Annotated in this window: 24 protein-coding genes; 20 read left to right on the top strand and 4 right to left on the bottom strand. The window is 63.6% G+C overall.

Going from position 1 to position 16,086, the window contains the following annotated elements:
* Positions 1 to 16: 16 nt before the first annotated feature.
* The 13 genes from rplN (at position 17) to AC16XC_RS07965 (ending at position 7,404) form a co-directional block, all read left to right on the top strand.
* The gene (gene rplN / locus AC16XC_RS08025; protein ID WP_484034128.1) at positions 17 to 385 is read left to right on the top strand and encodes a 50S ribosomal protein L14; all 369 of its coding nucleotides are present in this window, start codon (positions 17 to 19) and stop codon (positions 383 to 385) included.
* The gene (rplX, locus tag AC16XC_RS08020) at positions 385 to 708 is read left to right on the top strand and encodes a 50S ribosomal protein L24 (protein ID WP_484034127.1); all 324 of its coding nucleotides are present in this window, start codon (positions 385 to 387) and stop codon (positions 706 to 708) included. Before rplN ends, rplX begins: the two co-directional genes overlap by 1 nt.
* Positions 701 to 1,291 carry a 50S ribosomal protein L5 gene (gene rplE, locus AC16XC_RS08015; protein ID WP_484034126.1) on the top strand — a complete coding sequence of 197 codons (591 nt, stop codon included), beginning with the start codon at positions 701 to 703 and terminating at the stop codon, positions 1,289 to 1,291. Before rplX ends, rplE begins: the two co-directional genes overlap by 8 nt.
* Positions 1,292 to 1,318: 27 nt before the next feature.
* A complete protein-coding gene (gene rpsN / locus AC16XC_RS08010; protein WP_484034125.1) occupies positions 1,319 to 1,624 on the top strand; it encodes a 30S ribosomal protein S14 in 306 nt (101 codons plus the stop codon).
* 11 nt (positions 1,625 to 1,635) lie between these two features.
* Positions 1,636 to 2,031 carry a 30S ribosomal protein S8 gene (rpsH, locus tag AC16XC_RS08005; protein WP_484034124.1) on the top strand — a complete coding sequence of 132 codons (396 nt, stop codon included), beginning with the start codon at positions 1,636 to 1,638 and terminating at the stop codon, positions 2,029 to 2,031.
* The gene (rplF, locus tag AC16XC_RS08000) at positions 2,031 to 2,564 is read left to right on the top strand and encodes a 50S ribosomal protein L6 (protein WP_484034123.1); all 534 of its coding nucleotides are present in this window, start codon (positions 2,031 to 2,033) and stop codon (positions 2,562 to 2,564) included. Before rpsH ends, rplF begins: the two co-directional genes overlap by 1 nt.
* Before the next feature lies 1 nt (position 2,565).
* A complete protein-coding gene (gene rplR / locus AC16XC_RS07995) occupies positions 2,566 to 2,910 on the top strand; it encodes a 50S ribosomal protein L18 (protein WP_484034122.1) in 345 nt (114 codons plus the stop codon).
* Between the two features lie 2 nt (positions 2,911 to 2,912).
* A complete protein-coding gene (gene rpsE / locus AC16XC_RS07990; RefSeq protein ID WP_484034121.1) occupies positions 2,913 to 3,794 on the top strand; it encodes a 30S ribosomal protein S5 in 882 nt (293 codons plus the stop codon).
* 6 nt (positions 3,795 to 3,800) lie between these two features.
* On the top strand, positions 3,801 to 3,977 hold the full coding sequence (gene rpmD / locus AC16XC_RS07985; RefSeq protein ID WP_484034120.1) for a 50S ribosomal protein L30: 177 nt from the start codon (positions 3,801 to 3,803) through the stop codon (positions 3,975 to 3,977).
* Between the two features lie 165 nt (positions 3,978 to 4,142).
* On the top strand, positions 4,143 to 4,637 hold the full coding sequence (gene rplO, locus AC16XC_RS07980) for a 50S ribosomal protein L15 (RefSeq protein WP_484034119.1): 495 nt from the start codon (positions 4,143 to 4,145) through the stop codon (positions 4,635 to 4,637).
* A 110-nt stretch (positions 4,638 to 4,747) separates the two neighbouring features.
* Positions 4,748 to 6,112: a preprotein translocase subunit SecY gene (gene secY / locus AC16XC_RS07975; protein WP_484034118.1), complete on the top strand. Its 1,365-nt coding sequence runs from the start codon at positions 4,748 to 4,750 to the stop codon at positions 6,110 to 6,112.
* Between the two features lie 53 nt (positions 6,113 to 6,165).
* Positions 6,166 to 6,819 (top strand): adenylate kinase, encoded by a 654-nt coding sequence (locus AC16XC_RS07970; RefSeq protein ID WP_484034117.1) that lies wholly within the window; start codon positions 6,166 to 6,168, stop codon positions 6,817 to 6,819.
* 63 nt (positions 6,820 to 6,882) lie between these two features.
* Positions 6,883 to 7,404 carry an SRPBCC family protein gene (locus AC16XC_RS07965; RefSeq protein WP_484034116.1) on the top strand — a complete coding sequence of 174 codons (522 nt, stop codon included), beginning with the start codon at positions 6,883 to 6,885 and terminating at the stop codon, positions 7,402 to 7,404.
* Between the two features lie 32 nt (positions 7,405 to 7,436).
* Here the strand turns inward: AC16XC_RS07965 and AC16XC_RS07960 are convergent, their stop codons facing one another.
* On the bottom strand, positions 7,437 to 7,682 hold the full coding sequence (locus AC16XC_RS07960) for a hypothetical protein (RefSeq protein WP_484034115.1): 246 nt from the start codon (positions 7,680 to 7,682) through the stop codon (positions 7,437 to 7,439).
* Positions 7,683 to 7,706: 24 nt separating this feature from the next.
* Here AC16XC_RS07960 and rpsM point away from each other — a divergent pair, with 24 nt between their 5' ends.
* The 7 genes from rpsM to AC16XC_RS07925 all read left to right on the top strand — a co-directional run bounded on the left by rpsM (position 7,707) and on the right by AC16XC_RS07925 (position 13,755).
* Positions 7,707 to 8,075 carry a 30S ribosomal protein S13 gene (gene rpsM / locus AC16XC_RS07955; RefSeq protein WP_484034114.1) on the top strand — a complete coding sequence of 123 codons (369 nt, stop codon included), beginning with the start codon at positions 7,707 to 7,709 and terminating at the stop codon, positions 8,073 to 8,075.
* 54 nt (positions 8,076 to 8,129) lie between these two features.
* A complete protein-coding gene (gene rpsK / locus AC16XC_RS07950; RefSeq protein WP_054530236.1) occupies positions 8,130 to 8,519 on the top strand; it encodes a 30S ribosomal protein S11 in 390 nt (129 codons plus the stop codon).
* A gap of 108 nt (positions 8,520 to 8,627) precedes the next feature.
* Positions 8,628 to 9,683, top strand: coding sequence for a DNA-directed RNA polymerase subunit alpha (locus AC16XC_RS07945; RefSeq protein WP_484034113.1), 1,056 nt, complete (start codon positions 8,628 to 8,630; stop codon positions 9,681 to 9,683).
* Positions 9,684 to 9,911: 228 nt separating this feature from the next.
* Positions 9,912 to 10,334 (top strand): 50S ribosomal protein L17, encoded by a 423-nt coding sequence (gene rplQ, locus AC16XC_RS07940; RefSeq protein ID WP_484034112.1) that lies wholly within the window; start codon positions 9,912 to 9,914, stop codon positions 10,332 to 10,334.
* Positions 10,335 to 10,579: 245 nt separating this feature from the next.
* A complete protein-coding gene (locus AC16XC_RS07935) occupies positions 10,580 to 11,152 on the top strand; it encodes a hypothetical protein (protein WP_484034111.1) in 573 nt (190 codons plus the stop codon).
* A 156-nt stretch (positions 11,153 to 11,308) separates the two neighbouring features.
* Positions 11,309 to 11,989 carry a hypothetical protein gene (locus AC16XC_RS07930; protein ID WP_484034110.1) on the top strand — a complete coding sequence of 227 codons (681 nt, stop codon included), beginning with the start codon at positions 11,309 to 11,311 and terminating at the stop codon, positions 11,987 to 11,989.
* 116 nt (positions 11,990 to 12,105) lie between these two features.
* Positions 12,106 to 13,755: a dipeptidyl-peptidase 3 family protein gene (locus AC16XC_RS07925; protein ID WP_484034109.1), complete on the top strand. Its 1,650-nt coding sequence runs from the start codon at positions 12,106 to 12,108 to the stop codon at positions 13,753 to 13,755.
* 12 nt (positions 13,756 to 13,767) lie between these two features.
* Here the strand turns inward: AC16XC_RS07925 and AC16XC_RS07920 are convergent, their stop codons facing one another.
* The 3 genes from AC16XC_RS07920 to lpdA form a co-directional block, all read right to left on the bottom strand.
* Positions 13,768 to 14,433 (bottom strand): PepSY domain-containing protein, encoded by a 666-nt coding sequence (locus AC16XC_RS07920; RefSeq protein WP_484034108.1) that lies wholly within the window; start codon positions 14,431 to 14,433, stop codon positions 13,768 to 13,770.
* A 38-nt stretch (positions 14,434 to 14,471) separates the two neighbouring features.
* Positions 14,472 to 14,891, bottom strand: a complete 420-nt coding sequence (locus AC16XC_RS07915) for a VOC family protein (protein WP_484034107.1) — start codon at positions 14,889 to 14,891, stop codon at positions 14,472 to 14,474.
* Between the two features lie 7 nt (positions 14,892 to 14,898).
* A partial coding sequence (gene lpdA, locus AC16XC_RS07910) for a dihydrolipoyl dehydrogenase (RefSeq protein ID WP_484034106.1) occupies positions 14,899 to 16,086 on the bottom strand: 1,188 nt, incomplete at its 5' end.

Below are 16,086 nucleotides of genomic sequence, written 5' to 3'. Positions count from 1 at the left end.
AGAAGGAACCGGATCGATGATCCAGATGCAGTCCAATCTCGACGTCGCGGACAACAGCGGCGCCAAGCGCGTCCAGTGCATCAAGGTGCTGGGCGGCTCGAAGCGCCGGACCGCGTCCGTCGGCGACGTGATTGTCGTCTCCATCAAGGAGGCGCAGCCGCGCGCGCGCGTGAAGAAGGGCGACGTCCACCGGGCGGTGATCGTCCGCACCAGGAAGGACGTCCGCCGTCCCGATGGCAGCGTGATCCGCTTCGACACCAACGCGGCGGTGCTGGTGAACAAGAACGAGGAGCCGATCGGCACCCGTATCTTCGGCCCGGTGGTGCGCGAACTGCGCGGCAAGGGCTTCATGAAGATCATCTCGCTCGCTCCGGAGGTGCTGTGATGGCTGCCGCAAAGATCAAGAAGGGCGACACCGTCGTGGTCCGTTCGGGCAAGGACAAGGGCCGTTCGGGCACCGTCATGCAGGTCATGCCGAAGGACGGGAAAGTGATCGTCCAGGGCGTGAACGTCGCGACCCGTCACCGCAAGCCGAGCCAGGCGAATCCGCAGGGCGGGATCGATCGGCGCGAGGCGCCGATGGCGATTTCCAAGGTTGCGCTGGCCGATCCGAAGGACGGCAAGCCGACCCGCGTCCGTTTCGAAACCGGCAAGGACGGCAAGAAAGTCCGTGTCGCCGTCAAATCCGGGGAGACCATCGATGGCTGATTACACCCCCCGCCTCAAGCAACGCTACGAGGACCAGATCGTCAAGGCGATGACCGACAGGTTCGGCTACAAGAATCGTCTCGAAGTTCCCAGGCTTGCCAAGATCACCCTCAACATGGGCGTGGGCGAGGCGAGCCAGGACAAGAAGAAGGTCCAGATTGCCGCCGAGGAAATGGAACTGATCGCGGGCCAGAAGCCGGTGATCACCAAGGCCAAGAAGTCGATCGCCCAGTTCAAGCTGCGCGAAGGCATGCCGATCGGCTGCAAGGTCACCTTGCGGCGCGACCGGATGTACGAATTCCTCGATCGTCTCGTGACCATCGCTATGCCCCGCATCCGCGACTTCCGCGGCCTGAACCCCAAGTCGTTCGACGGGCGCGGCAATTATGCGATGGGCATCAAGGAGCAGATCATCTTTCCCGAGATCAGCTACGACAAGATCGAGAAGGTGCGCGGGATGGATATCATCGTGACCACCACCGCAAAGAGCGACGAAGAGGCCCGCGAATTGCTGCGCCTGTTCGGTTTCCCGTTCCCCGCCCCCGAATCCGAAGGGGCCTCGGAAGAAAAGGAAGCGGCATAAAGCCGCTGGAAGAGAGAGCTTAAGTCCATGGCGAAACTGAGTTCCATCAACAAGAACGAGCGGCGCAAGAAGCTCGTCAAGAAGTATGCAGCGCGTTACGCGAAGCTCAAGGCGATCGCGGACGACAAGTCGGCCGACGATAGCGAGCGCCTGATCGCGCGGCTGAAGATGGCTGAAATCCCGCGCAACGGGAACCCGACCCGCGTGCGCAATCGCTGCAACACCACCGGCCGTCCGCGCGGCTATTACCGCAAGTTCGGCCTTTGCCGGATCGAACTGCGCGACCTGGCCAACAAGGGCCTGGTCCCTGGCGTTACCAAGTCGAGCTGGTGAGGATCTAGAACATGGCATTGACCGATCCCCTGGGTGATATGCTCACCCGCATCCGCAACGGCCAGCGCGCGAAGAAGGACTCCGTCCTCTCGCCGGCGTCCAAGCTGCGCGCCAACGTGCTCGAAGTGCTTCAGCGCGAGGGCTATATCCGTGGCTATTCGGAAGACGATTCCGGCAAGCACAAGGCGCTGCGGATCGAACTGAAATATTTCGAGGGCGAACCCGCGATCAAGCATCTCGCCCGCGTCTCCAAGCCCGGCCGCCGGGTCTATTCGGGTTCCAAGGAACTGCCGAATGTCCGCAACGGCCTTGGCATCACCATCGTCTCGACCCCCAAGGGCGTGCTCTCCGATAACGAAGCGCGCTCCCAGAATGTCGGCGGCGAAGTGCTGGCGGAGGTGTTCTGATGAGCCGCATCGGCAAGAGGCCGGTGGCGATCCCGAACGGGGTCACCGCCGATATCCAGGACGGCACGCTGACCGTGAAGGGCCCGAAGGGGACCCTTTCATTGGGCTTGCGCGAAGAGATCAGCTATGTTGTCGAGGAGGAGGGCATCGTCGTGAAGCCTGCCAACGACACCAGGCAGGCGCGTTCCTTTTGGGGCATGCAGCGCACGCTGGTCTCGAACCTCGTCGAAGGCGTAACCGATGGTTATACCAGGGTGCTCGAGATTTCCGGCGTCGGCTATCGTGCGCAGGCGCAGGGCCGGAAGCTCAAGCTCCAGCTCGGCTACAGCCACGATGTCGATCTCGATGTCCCTGAAGGCCTCGAAGTGAAGACCCCTGACCAGACCACGGTCGAAATCAGCGGGATCGACAAGCAGGCAGTCGGCCAGTTCGCTGCCGAGATCCGCCGCTGGAGGAAGCCCGAGCCCTACAAGGGCAAGGGCATCAAGTATCGTGGCGAGTATATCTTCCGCAAGGAAGGGAAGAAGAAGTAAGATGGCCAAGCTCTCCTTGTTCGAACGCCGCCGCCGCCGCGTCCGCAGTGCCCTGAAGGCGCGTGGTGCCGGTCGCCCGCGGCTGTCGGTCCACCGCACCGGCAAGCACATCTACGCGCAGATCATCGATGACGCCGAAGGCCGCACCGTGGCCGCCGCTTCCACCCTGGGTGGCAAGTCGTCCGGCGCCAATGTCGATGCCGCTGCCCAGGTCGGCAAGGACATTGCCGCCGCGGCCAAGAAGGCCGGCGTGACCACCGTCGTGTTCGACCGCGGCGGGTTCCTGTTCCATGGCCGCGTCAAGGCGCTGGCCGACGCTGCGCGCGAAGGCGGGCTGGAGTTCTGACGATGGCTGACAAGAAAAACCCCGAGGAAACCCCGGTGAACGAAGACAAGATCGACGCCGGGACCGAACCGAGCCAGGCTGCGGAAGCGCAATCGGCCGAGTCCGCCGATCCGGTGGCGCAGGCGGAAGCTCCGGCAGCGGAAGCCGCCGATGCGCCCGCGGAAGCGGTTGTCGAAGAGGCCGCCGCGGAAGCAGTGGAAGTCGAGGCCGAGCCGGCTCCGCAGCAGCGCGAAGGCCGCGGGCGTGGCGGACGTGGCGGGCGTGGCGGCGATCGTGGCGAGCGCGGTGAACGTGGCGGTCGAGGCCGTCGCGACGATCGCCGGGGCCGCGGCGGGGACGAGGAAGAAGGCGAGGAGCTGATCGAGAAGCTCGTCCATATCAACCGCGTTTCCAAGACCGTGAAGGGCGGCAAGCGCTTCGGTTTTGCGGCGCTGGTCGTCGTCGGCGACGGCAAGGGCCGGGTCGGCTTCGGCCATGGCAAGGCGCGCGAAGTGCCCGAAGCCATCACCAAGGCGACCGCCGCCGCCAAGAAGAAGATGATCCGCGTTCCGTTGAAGGAAGGCCGGACGCTGCATCATGACGGGCGTGGCCGTTTCGGCGCGGGCAAGGTTGCCGTGCGGACCGCTCCGGCCGGTACCGGGATCATCGCGGGCGGCCCGATGCGCGCCGTCTTCGAGAGTCTCGGCGTGCATGACGTGGTCACCAAATCGGTCGGCTCGTCCAATCCCTACAACATGGTCCGCGCCACTTTCGACGCGTTGACCAACCAGTCCTCGCCGAAATCGGTGGCCCAGCGTCGCGGCAAGAAGATCGCCGACCTGCTTGGCCGGGGCGGGGCGAGTGAGGCCGAGGCGGAAGCCGACGCTGCAGCAATCGCGGAGTAAGCAGTCATGGCGAAAATCAAGCTCAAACAGATCGGTTCGCCGATCCGCCGTCCGGCAGACCAGAAGAAGATCCTGGTCGGGCTGGGCCTCGGCAAGATGAACCGCGTGGTCGAACTGGAGGATACTCCGGAAGTTCGCGGCGCGATCGCCAAGCTGCCGCATATGGTGGAAGTGGTCGGCTGATTTTAGCCCCCTCCCCTGCAGGGGGAGAGGGTTGGGAGAGGGGGCCGTGCTCGACCTTCCCCTCTCAACTCCGGCCAGGCAGCAAGCTGCCAGGCCTCCGTATCTCTCACCTGAAGGGGAGAGAGCTTGTTTATTAGGCGCGAACAAAGCGAAAGCGAGTGCAACATGAAACTGAACGACATCCGTGACAATCCCGGTGCGCGCAAGTCGCGCATGCGCGTGGGCCGTGGCATCGGCTCGGGCAAGGGCAAGACCGCCGGCCGCGGCCAGAAGGGCCAAAAGAGCCGCGAAGGCGTAGCGATCAAGGGCTTCGAAGGCGGCCAGATGCCGCTCCACATGCGCATCCCGAAGCGCGGCTTCAACAATCCCTTTGCCAAGGATTATGCCGAGGTGAATATCGGCATGGTCCAGAAGTTCATCGATGCCAAGAAGCTCGACGCCAAGCAGGTGATCGACCACGAAGCGCTCAAGGCAGCGGGCCTCGCCCGTGGCGGCAAGGACGGCGTCCGCCTGCTCGGCAAGGGCGAAATCACCGCCAAGGTGAAATTCCAGGTCGCCGGGGCCAGCAAGGGCGCGATCGAGGCGGTCGAAAAGGCCGGCGGATCGGTCGCAGTGACCGCTCCGGCCAAGGCCGAAGCGCCAGCCGAAGCCGGCGAATAACGGGAAACTTGCGGGGCGGGGGTTTTGCATCTCCACCCGCACCCTATATGGCATGCCGTAACAAGGGGACGCCCGCGCAAAACCGGGTCGAGCAAGGGTAGAGCGACACCATGGCATCACGCGCCGACAACATTGCGAGCAATCTGAGCCTCGCGAATTTCGGGAAAGCCACCGAGCTGCGCCAGCGCATCTGGTTCACCATCGGCGCGCTGATCATCTTTCGTTTCCTCAGCTTCGTTCCCCTGCCGGGCATCAACCCGCTGGCGCTGGCCGATCTTTACGACCAGTCGCGCGGAACCATCCTCGATATCTTCAACACTTTCACCGGCGGCAGCATGGAGCGCATGAGCCTGATCGCGCTCGGCATCATGCCCTACATCACCGCCTCGATCGTGGTCCAGCTCGCCGCGGCCCTCCATCCAACGCTGCAGGCGATCAAGAAGGAAGGCGAAAGCGGGCGCAAGAAGCTCAACCAGTATACGCGCTACGGGACGGTGTTCCTGGTCGCGATCCAGGGCTGGTTCCTGGCCGCGGGGCTTGAAAGCTATGCCGCGCAGAGCGGCATCCAGGCGGTGGTCGCCCCGGGGATGATGTTCCGCACCGGTGCGGTAATCAGCCTGATCGGCGGCACCATGTTCCTGCTGTGGCTGGGCGAACAGATCACGTCGCGCGGGATCGGCAACGGCGTTTCGCTGATCATCATGGCCGGGATCGTCGCCCAGTTCCCGACCTTCACTGCGAACCTGTTCGAACAGGGCCGCAATGGCACAATCGGCGCCGGGGTTATCCTTGGCGTCGTGGCCGGTGTCGTCGGCCTGATCCTCCTCATCTGCTTCATGGAGCGGGCCCAGCGGCGGCTGTTGATCCAGTATCCCAAGCGCGCGAACCAGCGCGGAATGATGCAGGCCGACCGCAGCCATTTGCCGCTCAAGCTCAACACGGCCGGGGTGATTCCGCCGATCTTTGCCAGTTCGCTCCTGCTCCTGCCGTTGACCATTACCCAGTTTGCCGGGACCAATATCGATTCGGAATCGACCACCGGCAGCATCATGCAAACCGTGCTGCAATATCTCCAGCACGGGCAGCCGCTCTACATGGCGCTCTACGCCGTGGGCATTATCTTCTTCTGCTTTTTCTACACCGCGGTGGTGTTCAATCCGGAAGAGACGGCGGACAATCTGCGGCGCAATGGCGGCTTCATTCCCGGTATCCGTCCGGGCAAGAACACCGCGAATTACCTCGATTACGTCCTGACACGGATCACGGTGGTCGGGGCGATATACCTGACTTTCGTGTGCGTCGTGCCCGAATGGGGGATCACCCAGACCGGAATTCCGCTGTTCCTGGGCGGCACCAGCCTGCTCATCGTAGTGAACGTGACTGTGGACACGATCAGCCAGATCCAGTCGCACCTTCTGGCGCATCAATATGGTGACCTTATAAAGAAAGCAAAATTGAAAGGTCGCCTGCGCTAGGCAGACGGTCAGCCAAACGGCATTCCGTTTCGATTCGAAGGGGAGCGGGCCACATGAATATCATCCTTCTCGGGCCTCCGGGCGCAGGCAAGGGCACCCAGGCGCATCGCCTCGTCGAACGGCATTCTATGCTCCAGCTTTCGACCGGCGACATGCTGCGCGCCGCGGTCAAGGCCGAAACGCCGACCGGCCTCAAGGTCAAGGCGATCATGGATGCGGGCGAGCTTGTTTCCGACGAGATCGTGTCGCAGCTGATTTCGGACGAGCTGGCGGTGCTCTCGCATAGCACGGGCGTGATCTTCGACGGCTATCCGCGCACAAGGGCCCAGGCCGAAGCGCTCGACGAGATCCTCGCCAGGCATCGCCGCAAGCTCGACCATGTGATCGAGCTCGATGTCGATGAAGATGCGCTGGTCGAGCGGGTCACTGGCCGCTTCACCTGCGCCAAGTGCGGTGAAGGCTATCACGACACCTTCAAGCTGCCACTGCATGAGGGAATCTGCGACAATTGCGGCAATGGCTCGTTCAAGCGCCGGCCCGACGACAATGAGGAAACCGTGCGCACCCGCATGGCCGAATACCGGGCCAAGACGGCCCCGATCCTGCCGATTTACGAGAAGCGGGGGATCGTGACCCATGTCGATGGCATGGCGCCGATCAACCAAGTCTCGGCCGAGATCGAGAACATACTCGGCTTTTCGGACTGATTGCCGCGTTACCTGCGAAACGGATGTGTGATAGGCGTCGGCCTTTCCGCGAAAGGTCCGATCATGCGCCCCTGTCTGTTTCCAATCGCAGCGCTTCTCCTCGCAGCTGCCCCGGCCTCGGCCGAACTGGTCGCGGTCGGCGAGAATAGAATTGCCAGCGAACATGAAGCCATCGTGCCGGTAGCGCCGGACGAGGTCTGGATCGCGTTGACCGATCCGGCGGGCTGGTGGGACGGGAGCCATTCCTACTCTGGCGACGCCGCCAATCTCGTGCTCGATCCGCTTGCGGGCGGATGCCTGTGCGAGATCCTTCCGGAGGGCGGCGGCACGGTGGAGCATTTGCGGATTGTCACGGCGCTGCCCGGGCGGTTGCTCAGGATGTCGGGCGCGATGGGGCCGCTGCAGTCCGAAGCGCTGACCGGGACGCTGTCGATCGGGCTCACGCCAGTCGAGAGCGGCACCAGGATCGAATGGGATTACGTGGTCAGCGGGTTTGCCCGCTTCGACCTGGCGGAGATCGCACCGGCGGTCGACGCCATGCATGGCGGGCAATTTGCCCGGCTGGTGGCGAAACTCGGCGGCTGAACGGCAGGTTTTGACCCGGCGGCCGAACTGGGCTATAAGCGGCGCAGAACAGAAAATCGGTCGCCAAGCGCGGGGCGGATGCCCTTGCGCTCACCTTGCTGTTGACGGCAAGCAAGAATCGCCCTAAGCGCCGTTTCATTCGACATGTGGGTCAGGTCCGGCAGGCGGCAAACCTTGCGCGCCATCCGGGCTTTTTGCCGTTCAGGCAAATCCGCCGCATGCCGTGTTGAAGACGCGTTGAGATAGGGGTCGCGGTTTCCTTCGGGGAAGTTTGGCAATCCCCTGTGGAGCAGGAGAAGTAAGTGGCTCGTATTGCCGGGGTCAATATCCCCACCAACAAGCGTGTGATCGTCGCGCTTACCTATATTCACGGAATCGGCCCGACCACGGCCAGGAAGATCGCGGACAAGCTGGGGATCGACCACAGCCGCCGCGTGCAGGACCTCAGCGATGCCGAGGTACTGCAGATCCGTGAAACGATCGACGCCGACCTCGTGGTGGAGGGCGACCTTCGCCGCGATACCGCAATGAACATCAAGCGCCTGATGGACCTCGCCTGCTATCGCGGGCTGCGCCATCGCAAGGGCCTGCCGGTTCGCGGTCAGCGTACCCACACCAACGCCCGTACCCGCAAGGGCAAGGCGAAGCCGATTGCCGGGAAAAAGAAGTAGGTTCGGGGGTTTCCCCGTCCGCCTCCTTCTTTCAGCTACGACAGGATACGAACCATGGCACGCGAACCCCAGCGCATCAAAAGGCGGGAACGCAAGAACATCACCAGCGGCGTCGCGCATGTGAACGCCAGCTTCAACAACACCATGATTACCATCACCGATGCCCAGGGCAACGCGATCAGCTGGTCCTCGGCAGGGATGATGGGCTTCAAGGGCAGCCGCAAGTCGACGCCCTATGCCGCGCAGGTTGCTGCAGACGATGCCGGCAAGAAGGCCGCCGAACACGGCGTGCGCACTCTTGAAGTCGAAGTAAAGGGTCCGGGCTCGGGGCGCGAAAGCGCCCTGCGCGCGCTGCAGGCGGTGGGCTTTACCATCACCTCGATCCGAGACGTCACGCCGATCCCGCATAACGGGGTGAGGCCGTCCAAGCGTCGCCGCGTCTGATCACCAAGCTGCCTTGTGGCCTATGGGCCGCACGGCGATCTGGATCGGCCGCGGCGCTCACAGCGCTCAGCGGCCGTTTCGCCCGATAAACACCTTTAGGGGAAGTCCATGTCCGTCAACATGAAGAACTGGCAGGAACTCAGGAAACCCAACAGCCTTGAAGTCAAGGCCGGTGGCGATGCCAAGTGCAAGGCCACCTTTGTCGCCGAGCCGCTCGAGCGCGGCTTTGGCCTCACGCTGGGCAATGCCCTGCGCCGTGTACTGCTTTCGTCGCTCCAGGGTGCGGCGATCACCTCGATCAAGATCGAGAACGTGCTGCACGAATTCTCTTCGCTGGCCGGCGTGCGCGAGGACGTCACCGACATCGTCCTCAATGTGAAGCAGATCGCGCTCAAGATGGAAGGCGAAGGGCCCAAGCGGCTGCAGCTTTCGGCGACCGGCCCGGCCGAAGTGAAGGCCGGCGACATCGCGGTCTCGGGCGACATCGAAGTGATGAACCCCGATCTCGTGATCTGCCACCTCGACGAAGGCGCGACGCTCAACATGGAACTCACCGCCGATACCGGCAAGGGTTACGTCCCGGCGGTTTCGAACCGTCCGGTCGATGCCCCGATCGGCCTGATCCCGGTGGATTCGCTGTATTCGCCGATCCGCCAGGTGAGCTACAAGGTCGACAATGCCCGCGTCGGCCAGGAGCTCGACTTCGACAAGCTGAGCCTGACGATCGAGACCGACGGCACCGTGACCCCGGAAGATGCCGTGGCCTATGCCGCGCGCATCCTGCAGGACCAGCTGACGCTGTTCGTCCATTTCGAGGACGGCATTCCGCAGCCGCAGAGCGCGATGATCGGCGTTGCCGCGCAGCCCGAGGAATCCGACGCCAACCAGCTCAACCGTTACCTCCTCAAGAAGGTCGACGAGCTGGAACTGTCGGTCCGTTCGGCCAACTGCCTCAAGAACGACAACATCATCTATATCGGCGACCTGGTCCAGAAGACCGAGGCCGAGATGCTGCGGACGCCGAATTTCGGCCGCAAGTCCTTGAACGAGATCAAGGAAGTGCTCTCGAGCATGGGCCTGCGCCTCGGCATGGATATTCCGGGCTGGCCGCCCGAGAATATCGAGGAAATGGCCAAGAAGCTCGAGCAGGAACTGCTCGGCTGATCAGACTGCCCTCTCCCCTCGAGGGGAGAGGATACGCAGCCTTGCGAGCTTGCTCGCTAGGCGAAGTTGGAGAGGGACCTGCACCGGCAGCAACCCCTCTCTACTGCGACTAGGCAGACAGGCTGCCAAGTCTCGTTTTCTCTCCCCGAACGGGGAGAGAGGGAAGGCCGCCCAATCGGCCAGTACCGGGCTACCTGACACGGGCCCCTTACGAACGGAGTAAAGAATATGCGTCACAAGATTTCCGGCCGCAAACTCTCGCGCAAGAGCCAGCACCGCGCCGCCATGTTCCGCAACATGGCTGCCGCGCTGATCAAGCACGAGCAGATCACCACCACCACCGCCAAGGCCAAGGAGCTGCGGCCCTATGTCGAGAAGCTGGTCACGCTGGCCAAGCGCGGCGGCCTCTCGAATCGCCGGCTTGCGCATTCGCGCCTGCTCGACGACGCGCAGGAGAAGAAGCTCTTCGAAGTGCTCGCCGAACGCTACAAGGATCGCAATGGCGGCTATACCCGCGTGATCAAGGCGGGCATCCGCGCGTCGGACGCCGCGCCGATCGCGGTGATCGAACTGGTCGACCGCGATACCGACGCCAAGGGCCAGGACTCGGGGCCGGTGATGGAAGACGAATTCGACATGGCCGAAGCCTGATTCCGCAATCGGTACTGTTCAGGAGAGGGCGGCTGCCGGAATTCGGCGACCGCCCTTTTTCCTTGCCGGAAGGCCCGGCATCGCAGCAAGCCATTAAGATCGCGGGAGATTCGCGTTCATAAAAGACGCTCCTATCCTGAACAGAGCCTGTCGGGCGAGTTCAGCGTGAACACACAGGCGAATCGCTAGAACATCCTCGACAAGCCCGGGCAGTCCCGCCCCGGCGGACCAAGAGGATGAACACCATGAAGACCATGACCAAGGGCCTCGTCGGAACCGTCGCCGCTGGTGCGATGGCTCTCACTTCGGCCTCTCCCGCCTTTGCCAGAGATCATCGCGATCGCGATGGGATCGATGCCGGCGATATCATTGCCGGCGCCCTGATCATCGGCGGCATTGCCGCCATCGCGTCGGCGGCCGGCGGGCGGGATCGCGACTATCGCGGCGACTATGACCGCTACGGCTACAATGACCGCTACTACGGTCGCTACAGTGCTCGCGATGCGGTCGAGCAGTGCGTCTACGCCGCCGAGCGGACTGCCAATCGCTATTCCTATGGCGGACGGGCGAATGTCACCGACATTCGCGACGTCGACCGCAAGGGCCGCAACGGCTTTACCGTGAAGGGCCGGATCGCAGTCAATAACCAGGGCCGCGACTGGCGCCAGGGCGACCGCTATCGCGGCTATGGCTGGGACAACGACTATCGCGGCTGGAACGATCGCTATCGCGGTTACGACAGCGGCCGGTTCACCTGCAAGGTTCGCAACGGACGCGTGATCGATGTCGATTTCAGCGGCATCCGCGGCCTGCGCTGATCCCGGTCAGTAATCCCAAGGGGGTCCGCAGTCTCTCCCTCCCTCCTCCGGACCCCCGAACAGCGTGGCGGTTCAGGCCCATGAAAGCCTGGACCGCCTAGCTGGTCGATCAACAATTCGGCCCATGGCCGCGACAGAATATGAAGGGATCCCTGGATGGCCCGCACTCTCAAGACCTTCGGCTCCGCCCTGGCGCTTGCCGCCGCGCTTTCCCTGACCGCTACCCCGGCTATGGCCCGCGACCGCTGGCATCACCGTGATCGCGGCATCGACGCCGGCGACGTGATTGCCGGCGTGCTGATCATCGGCGGGATCGCCGCCATTGCCAGCGCCGCCAGCAATTCCGACCGGGACCGCCGCGACCGCGACTACGATTACGAGCGCGATTATCGCGACCGCGACTACGACTATCGCAACGACGGTTACGACTACCGCCGCGAAAGCCAGGGCCGCTATCCGGCCACGTCAGGCTATCGCAGCGGCGGGATCGACAATGCCGTCGACATGTGTGTCGGCGAGGTCGAGCGCGGCGAGGAACGCGTCGCGAGCGTCGACAATGCATCGCGCACCGGCGATGGCTGGCGGATTTCGGGCCGGCTCGGTGCCGGCGGCGGCTTCAGCTGCTGGATCGATAATGACGGGCGCATTCGCAATATCGAGCTCGGCGGCGGGTACTACGATTCGAGCTACAATGGGTCCGACGATCGGCAATGGAGCGACGATGCCTATGCCGAAGCGCGCTCCCGCAGTCGTGAGCCAGCACCCTACGCCGCGTCGGACGAGTTCGACTATGCCTATCGGGACATCGAAGAGGATCGTGCCGATTCCGGTTATTGATCGCTGGGCGATCCACCTGACCCCTTCGTCGAAGACCTGAGTCCTCGCTTCGTGACATTTGCCGGAGCGGGGGCTAGTCACGCGTGAAACTATCGCCTGCAACAGGATTGACCCCCATGCGCCGCGTGCTCCTCCCGCTTTTCGCTCCCTTGGCCCTGATGGCCGTTGCCGCCTGTTCGCAAGGCGACGATGCGGAAGCAGGTTACGATGCCGCCTCCCAGCTGGACGTCCTGGCCGAGATCGAGATGGCGCCCGACACCAGCTACCTGACCGAAGAGGAGCGGGAGGTCGTCAACCTGCTGATCGAGGCCTCGAAGCTGATGAGCGAGGCCTACAAGCGCCAGCGGCTGCCCGATTACGACGAGGTCCGCGCCGAGGTCGAAGCTTCCGGCGATGCGCTGGCCCTGACCCTGTTCGACCGCAATTTCGGCCCGTGGGACGAGATGGCCGAGCTCCACCCGTTCTGGGGCGACAGACCGATGCCCGAAGGCGCGGGCTTCTATCCTGCCGACCTTACCCGCGAGGAATTCGATGCCTATCTCGCGGCGCATCCCGATGAGCGCGAGCGCCTGCTCGATCCCTATACCGTGGTGAAGCGGGATGGGGCGGGCTTCGTCGCGGTGCCCTATTCGGTCGAATATGCAAAATGGCTCGAACCCGCTGCCGCATTGCTCAAACAGGCGGCCGACCGGACGGGCAATATCAGCCTCAAGACCTTCCTGTCGATGCGCGCCGACGCGCTGCTGAGCGACGATTATTTCGCCAGCGAGCTCGCCTGGATGGACCTTGCCGGCACGCCGATCGAAGTCGCGATCGGGCCGTACGAGGTTTATACCGACCGGCTATACGGTGCGAAGACTGCCTTCGTCAGCTATGTCACGCTCCGCGACCCGGTGGAATCCGCGGCACTCGACCATTACAAGGATTTGCTGCGCGACATGGAGGGCAACCTCCCGATCCCGGACGAGCACAAGAACTTCGCCCGCGGATTCGAAAGCCCGATCGCGGTGACCGACCAGGTCAGGAATGGCGGCGACAACGTACCCGGAATCCAGACCATCGCCTTCAACCTGCCGAACGACGAGCGCGTGCGCGAGGCCAAGGGCGCGAAGAAGGTGATCCTGCGCAATGTGCTCGGCGCCAAATACGAGAAGATCCTCGCCCCGATCGGCGAGCTGGTCCTCGCGCCCGAACAGGCGGCGCTGGTGAGCCGCAAATATATGCAGAATTTCACCCTGTTCCACGAGCTCTCGCACAGCCTTGGCCCGGGCACGATCACCGTGAACGGGCGCACGACGACCGTGAACGACGAGCTGAAGGACCAGTATTCGGCGCTCGAAGAATCCAAGGCCGATGTCATGGGCGTGTGGAACATCCTCTACCTGATGGAGCGCGGCGAACTGCCCGCGGCGGAGAAACCGGAGCTGTTCGCGACCTATTTCGCCGGCATTTTCCGTGCGATGCGCTTTGGCATCGTCGAAGCGCATGGCTTCGGCAACGCGCTGCAATATGGCTATCTGCTCGACAAGGGTGCGTTCCGCTTCGACGAGGCATCGGGCCACTACGTGATCGATGAAGCGAAGATGGAAGCGGGCATCCGCGACCTGCTCCACGACCAGCTGATGCTCCAGGCTTTGGGCGATTACGAGGGCACCAGGGCGTTCTTCGCCAAATGGGCCAGGCTCGACGAGCATGCCGAGGCGGCGATCGCCAGGATGAGCGCGATCCCGGTCGATATCCTGCCGCGTTATCCCGAGCGCATCTGAGGAAGCGCGAATTCAGGCCCTGGGCCTGGCCTTCCTCCGCCGGAACATCAGCACGCAGCCGAGCAGCGCGCCCAACACCGCGAGCGCGGCGAACAGCTGCAGGATCGGATGGCTCATATTCTCGCGCGTCTCCAAATCCATGATGTGCAGCCCCCACATGAAATCATAGGCGCGCCACCACCCGGTGCGCACCGCCATGATCTCGCCGGTCGAGGCGTTCAGATAGATATTGGTCCCGTCGGCGTAATGCGCCTGCCAGGCATTGACGTCGGCCCTCAGATCCATCGGCGAAACGTCCACCGGGAAATAGCGCACGCTTTCAAGCGCGGAATCGCCGATATAGGCCGCCTCAGCGATGCGCCTGGCCTCGTCCTCGATCAGCGGGGGAATGAGCGAGCCGTCGCGCGCGGAGTAGCGGTATTGCCCGCCTTCGGCCTCGGTCACCACCCAGGCCGGCCCGTCGGGCTGGGCGACGAGCCGGACGCTGGTCACCATGCCCATGCGGTTGGGGAACACCAGTTCGGACGTGTCGACCGCCGCAGGGGCTTCGAGCAGGTCCGAACCGCGCACCTCCTCGATCGGCCGTGCGGCCATGAACAGGCCGGTTACGGTCCACATCAGCACCGGAAATCCGACCAGCCAGCCAAGCCAGATGTGCCAGCGGGCGAAGCGTTGCATTGTCTGTTGTAATGCCATCGCAGGGGCTTAGCGCAGGATCAGTCTTTCGCGAAGAGCTGTCCAAGGTCGGCGAAGGCCTTCATCTCGATCGCATTGCCCGAGGGATCGCGGAAGAACATCGTCGCCTGTTCGCCCGGCTGGCCCTGGAAGCGGATATGCGGTTCGATCACGAACTCGGTGCCAGCAGCGGTGAGCCGGTCGGCGAGCGCCTGCCAGTCCTCCAGTTCGAGCACGATCCCGAAATGCGGCACAGGGACATCCTGCCCGTCGACCGGATTCGAGGTGGCATCACCTGCGCTATCGGCCAGGTGCGCGACGATCTGGTGGCCGTAGAAGTCGAAATCGACCCATTCGTCCGAACTGCGGCCTTCGGGGCAGCCGATCACGCCGCCCCAGAACGCGCGTGCCGCTGCCAAATCGTGCACCGGGAAGGCGAGGTGAAACGGGCGGAGAGTCAAATTGCGCTCACATGTGGAGCGGCTTGCCGCGCACCGCCATCGCCGCTTCCTTGAGCGCCTCGGCATGGGTCGGGTGGGCGTGGCAGGTATAGGCGATGTCCTCGCTCAGGGCGCCAAATTCCATCGCCTGTGCGGCCTGCGCGATCATGGTCCCGGCGACCGAAGCAATCATCCACACGCCGAGCACGCGGTCACTTTCGGCGTCGGCGATCACCTTGACGAAACCATCGGTGTCGCGATTGGTCTTGGCGCGGCTGTTGGCGAGCATCGGGAACTTGCCCACCTTGACCACGTGGCCTGCCTCTTTCGCCGCTTCCTCGGTCAGGCCGACTCCGGCGATTTCCGGCATGGTATAGACCACGGTGGGGATCACGTCGTGGTTCACGATCCCGACCTGCCCGGCAATATTCTCGGCTACCGCGATGCCTTCATCCTCGGCCTTGTGGGCCAGCATCGGGCCGGGGATCACGTCGCCCACCGCCCACACGCCGTCGACCTTGGTGCGGAACCTGGCGTCGGTTTCGATCTGGCCGCGCTTGTTGAGCTCGAGGCCGATCGCTCCGAGGTTCAGCCCCTCGGTGTTGGGCCGCCGCCCGATCGCGACCAGCACGCAATCCGCTTCAAGCGTTTCGGCCTTGCCGCCCGAGGCAGGTTCGAGGGTGAGGGTGGCCTTCTTTCCTTTCACCGAAGCGCCGGTGACCTTGGTCCCGAGCCGGAACTCGATGCCCTGCTTGCTGAACAGCTTGTGGGCTTCCTTGCGGACCTCGCCATCCATGCCGGGGAGGATCTGGTCGAGGAATTCGACCACGGTGACCTTCGCGCCGAGCCGCCGCCACACGCTGCCCAATTCGAGCCCGATCACCCCGCCGCCGATCACCACCAGGTTCTTCGGCACGCGGTCGAGCGCCAGCGCGCCGGTGGAATCGACGATGATCCCCTTGTCGTTATCGACTTCGACGCCGGGCAAGGGTGTGACCGAGGAACCGGTTGCGATCACGATGTTCTTCGCGGTGACGCTCTTACCCGCAACCTCGACCGTATGCGCGTCCTTGAAGCTGGCGAAGCCCTTGAGCCAGGTGACCTTGTTCTTCTTGAACAGGAATTCTATCCCGCCGGTCAGCTCCTTGACCGCAGCATCCTTTTCGCTTTGCAGCCTGGCGACATCGATCGTGACCTTGCCGGTCTGGACGCCGAA

Source organism: Candidatus Andeanibacterium sp., from assembly GCF_057143545.1.
The sequence above is the reverse complement of the archived record's forward strand: the minus strand, read 5'-3'. Positions and strand labels throughout refer to the sequence as shown.

Bases quoted from the DNA above. Each gene is read 5' to 3' on its own strand.
- secY (WP_484034118.1), top strand. From the start codon at position 4,748: ATGGCATCACGCGCCGACAACATTGCGAGCAATCTGAGCCTCGCGAAT.
- rpsK (WP_054530236.1), top strand. From the start codon at position 8,130: ATGGCACGCGAACCCCAGCGCATCAAAAGGCGGGAACGCAAGAACATC.
- rplQ (WP_484034112.1), top strand. From the start codon at position 9,912: ATGCGTCACAAGATTTCCGGCCGCAAACTCTCGCGCAAGAGCCAGCAC.
- rpsH (WP_484034124.1), top strand. From the start codon at position 1,636: ATGGCATTGACCGATCCCCTGGGTGATATGCTCACCCGCATCCGCAAC.
- AC16XC_RS07925 (WP_484034109.1), top strand. From the start codon at position 12,106: ATGCGCCGCGTGCTCCTCCCGCTTTTCGCTCCCTTGGCCCTGATGGCC.
- rplR (WP_484034122.1), top strand. From the start codon at position 2,566: ATGGCCAAGCTCTCCTTGTTCGAACGCCGCCGCCGCCGCGTCCGCAGT.
- rplO (WP_484034119.1), top strand. From the start codon at position 4,143: ATGAAACTGAACGACATCCGTGACAATCCCGGTGCGCGCAAGTCGCGC.
- AC16XC_RS07930 (WP_484034110.1), top strand. From the start codon at position 11,309: ATGGCCCGCACTCTCAAGACCTTCGGCTCCGCCCTGGCGCTTGCCGCC.
- rplN (WP_484034128.1), top strand. From the start codon at position 17: ATGATCCAGATGCAGTCCAATCTCGACGTCGCGGACAACAGCGGCGCC.
- rpsE (WP_484034121.1), top strand. From the start codon at position 2,913: ATGGCTGACAAGAAAAACCCCGAGGAAACCCCGGTGAACGAAGACAAG.
- AC16XC_RS07935 (WP_484034111.1), top strand. From the start codon at position 10,580: ATGAAGACCATGACCAAGGGCCTCGTCGGAACCGTCGCCGCTGGTGCG.
- rpsN (WP_484034125.1), top strand. From the start codon at position 1,319: ATGGCGAAACTGAGTTCCATCAACAAGAACGAGCGGCGCAAGAAGCTC.
- AC16XC_RS07945 (WP_484034113.1), top strand. From the start codon at position 8,628: ATGTCCGTCAACATGAAGAACTGGCAGGAACTCAGGAAACCCAACAGC.
- rplX (WP_484034127.1), top strand. From the start codon at position 385: ATGGCTGCCGCAAAGATCAAGAAGGGCGACACCGTCGTGGTCCGTTCG.
- rpmD (WP_484034120.1), top strand. From the start codon at position 3,801: ATGGCGAAAATCAAGCTCAAACAGATCGGTTCGCCGATCCGCCGTCCG.
- rplF (WP_484034123.1), top strand. From the start codon at position 2,031: ATGAGCCGCATCGGCAAGAGGCCGGTGGCGATCCCGAACGGGGTCACC.
- rplE (WP_484034126.1), top strand. From the start codon at position 701: ATGGCTGATTACACCCCCCGCCTCAAGCAACGCTACGAGGACCAGATC.
- AC16XC_RS07920 (WP_484034108.1), bottom strand. From the start codon at position 14,433: ATGCAACGCTTCGCCCGCTGGCACATCTGGCTTGGCTGGCTGGTCGGA.
- AC16XC_RS07970 (WP_484034117.1), top strand. From the start codon at position 6,166: ATGAATATCATCCTTCTCGGGCCTCCGGGCGCAGGCAAGGGCACCCAG.
- AC16XC_RS07965 (WP_484034116.1), top strand. From the start codon at position 6,883: ATGCGCCCCTGTCTGTTTCCAATCGCAGCGCTTCTCCTCGCAGCTGCC.